Origin of the sequence: Methylobacterium sp. CCH5-D2, from assembly GCF_001556475.1 — a bacterium.
GTDB classification, from domain to species: Bacteria; Pseudomonadota; Alphaproteobacteria; order Rhizobiales; family Beijerinckiaceae; genus Methylobacterium; species Methylobacterium hispanicum.
In genome coordinates, this window is sequence record NZ_LSIX01000753.1 from 1 (window position 1) to 2,836 (window position 2,836).

The 2,836-nt window shown below is 72.8% G+C and carries 4 protein-coding genes; 3 read left to right on the forward strand and 1 reads right to left on the reverse strand.

From position 1 onward, the window contains the following. On the reverse strand, positions 1 to 518 hold a 518-nt coding region (locus tag AX737_RS20060; RefSeq protein ID WP_156453848.1), incomplete at its 3' end, for a rhomboid family intramembrane serine protease. A gap of 240 nt (positions 519 to 758) precedes the next feature. Between AX737_RS20060 and AX737_RS20065 the strand changes: the two genes are divergently transcribed. The 3 genes from AX737_RS20065 to AX737_RS20075 all read left to right on the forward strand — a co-directional run. After that, positions 759 to 1,370, forward strand: a complete 612-nt coding sequence (locus AX737_RS20065; RefSeq protein WP_066924370.1) for a PAS domain-containing protein — start codon at positions 759 to 761, stop codon at positions 1,368 to 1,370. 160 nt (positions 1,371 to 1,530) lie between these two features. Continuing rightward, positions 1,531 to 2,142: a PilZ domain-containing protein gene (locus AX737_RS20070; RefSeq protein WP_066924372.1), complete on the forward strand. Its 612-nt coding sequence runs from the start codon at positions 1,531 to 1,533 to the stop codon at positions 2,140 to 2,142. A gap of 399 nt (positions 2,143 to 2,541) precedes the next feature. Next, the coding region (locus tag AX737_RS20075) for a transglutaminase-like cysteine peptidase (protein ID WP_197430646.1) at positions 2,542 to 2,836 on the forward strand (295 nt) is incomplete at its 3' end.

The window sequence follows — 2,836 nt, forward strand, 5'->3', positions numbered from 1 at the left end:
CCCGCCGAGGCGCCCACCAGCGGCGCGGTGCTCAAGGGGTCGATCGCCACGTGGAGCGCGGCGCCCGCCACCGTGCCCGCGAGCCCGATCAGCCCGTAGCGCCAGGCCCCGCAGCGGCGCGCGACCGGCGCACCGAAGGCCGCGAGCCAGACGCTGTTGAAGATCACGTGGAGCCAGGAGCCGTGCAGCAGCGCGTAGGTGGCGAAGGTCCAGAGCTTCGGCTCCGGGTCGCTCGCGAAGACGCGGATGTAGGTCTCGACGGCCTCCGCGTAGCCCGGTACCTCGACCTTCGCGGCGGCGTCGATCACCGCCTGGGCCCGGTCCGGGTCGATCCAGAGCGTCCAGCGCACCGGCAGCAGGGCGAGTGCGTCGAAGAGCCGGATATCCCACTCGTCGGGCAGCACGAGGGCGCGCGCCGCGTGGATCGCCACCAGCAGGGCGATCGAGGCTGTGACCACGCCCGGCAGGTTGAACACGGGCACGCGGCTCTGGCGCGGGAAGTCGGGGGAGGCGTCCATCGTCCCTCCATGTCGGCCGGCGCGGGCGCGGGGCAAGTCCCCGGCCGCAGGCGGCGAGAGGGCGCGACGCGCGATTGCCGGGGACAATTAACCCTAAGGCCAGGTTACGCGCGCCGCGGCACGCCTGAAGGCATAGGCTGTGCGCAGCGATTCCTTAAGCTTTCACGATCGTTCGGAACCGCGCCCGCGGGTGTGCCGAACCGGGACAGCCCCGTGGAATCAGGGACGGATCCGGGACACATGAAGCATCCGACCAGTCGCGCGCTGCACACCTACTGGAACCGGCTCCGCGGGGAACGCTGCGCGCCCGAGCGCTCCGAGATCGAGCCCGGCGAGATCCGGCACCTGCTGGCCGACAGCCTGATCCTGGAGATCGGCCTGCCGATGCGCGAGGCGCATCTGCGGCTCGCGGGCACGCGGGTCTGCGCGCTGTTCGGCCGCGAGCTGCGCGGCCTGCCCTTCGGCGGCCTCTGGGAGCCCGATGCCGCCCTCGCCGGGCCGGCGCATGCCGAGTCGTGGCGGATCCTCGAGATCGTGGCCGGCGAGGGCGTCGGCGCGGTGATGGGCCTGCGCGGGCACACGGCGGCCGGCGAGGGCCTCGATCTCGAACTCCTGCTTCTGCCGCTGCGCCATCGCGGCCGCACCCACGCGCGCATGCTCGGCACGCTCAGCCCGCTCACCGTGCCGCACTGGATCGGCCTGCGGCCGCTGATCCGGCTCGAGACGGTCTCGCTGCGCATCCTCGGGAGCGGGGCGCGCCCGCTGCCCGACGCCGTTCCCCCGGCGCCCGCAAACGACGCCGCGCCCGTGCGCCGCGGGCATCTGCTCGTCCATCGCGGCGGACGTGCCTGAGGTCGTGTCCCCGCGATACGACCTCAGGTTTTCGTGCAACCGGAAAAGGCTTTCGTAACGGGCGCCGCGTACCGTCCCGATCCGATCTCAGTCGTCAAGTCGGATCCGGATGCAAGCGAGTCTCGTCATGCCTGCGGGCCCCGGCGGCGTCGTGCCCGAGATGGGCCGTGCGCCGACACCGCGGCACGCCGTGCGCGCCTCCGACCAGCGCCGGTTCCAGCGCGTGCAGGTGGCTCTGCTCGGCCGCTACATGCTGAGCGACCGGCGGGAATATCCGTGCCAGACCGTCGACATGTCGCCGGGCGGCGTCCGTCTGACCTGCGCGGTGGTCGGAACCGTGGGCGAGCGGGTGGTGCTCTACCTGGAGCAGGTCGGCCGCATCGAGGGCACGATCGCCCGCCACACGACCGGCGGCTTCGCGATCGAGCTCGCCGGCACGGCCCGCAAGCGCGACAAGATCGCCTCGCAGCTCACCTGGCTCGCCAACCGCGAGATGCTCGGCCTGCCCGAGGGGCGCACCCACGAGCGCATCGTGCCGAAGGTGCCGGGCGTCGTGCTCCGCCTGGAGACGGGCCGCGAGGTCCACGCCCGTATCATCGACTTCTCGATGTCCGGCGCGGCCATCGCCTGCGCGGCCCAGCCGGCGATCGGCGCCGTCGTCACGGTCGGCAGGACGCCGGGCCGGGTGGTGCGCTACTTCGAGGGCGGCCTCGGCGTGCAGTTCCTGCTGCCGATCGATCCCGACCGCTTCCACGACGGCATGACGCTGTGAGAGCAGGCGCGGGGGCGGCTTCTCTCGCCATCTCCATCGCATCCGCGGTTCCCTCCCCGACCCTTTCCCCTGCGCGCCCGACGTAGGCGGACGTCACGAGCGATAGCCCCCGCGCTCTCCCTCCCCCGCAGAGGGGGAGGAGACCCTCGTGCGTCGACGCGGGCCCCAGCAGGCGGCGAGACTGCCTGGATCGGCGGCCGTCCCCATCGATCGTCCCCGGGTACGGTTTCCCATCCCTGAACGGGATGCTCCCAAGTTGCGGCATCCGCGTGAGGCGCGGTTGGGCCTGCGGCGAGGCGGGGCTCCGGGGGCGGCGAATCGATAAAATTGCGCGCATCGGCTTCAGCGCGGAACAGGGGGCGGGGCGCCATCTTGGCCACACGAACAGGGGTGGTTGCGATGCGCGGCGGGTCGGTTCTGAAGGTGCTGGGTGTCGCGGTCGGCCTCTGCGCCGGTCTGCTCGGCGGCGCGGCGCGGGCCGCCGAGGCCGCCCTCCCCCTGCCGGCGATCGAGGCCGGCGCCACCCCGCTCGGCGCGGCCAAGCCGATCGCGGCGTGGGTGACGTTCTGCCAGGCCTACGCGGCGGAGTGCGCGGTGGACCGCGCGGAGCCGGCGCGGATCAGCCTGACGCCGGCGCTGTGGTCGACGATCGTCGCGGTCAACAAGCGCGTGAACAAGAGCGTGCAGGCGATGA

Excerpts from the sequence above, each read along its gene's own strand:
- AX737_RS20065 (WP_066924370.1), top strand. The coding sequence starts at position 759 with ATGAAGCATCCGACCAGTCGCGCGCTGCACACCTACTGGAACCGGCTC.
- AX737_RS20070 (WP_066924372.1), top strand. The coding sequence starts at position 1,531 with ATGGGCCGTGCGCCGACACCGCGGCACGCCGTGCGCGCCTCCGACCAG.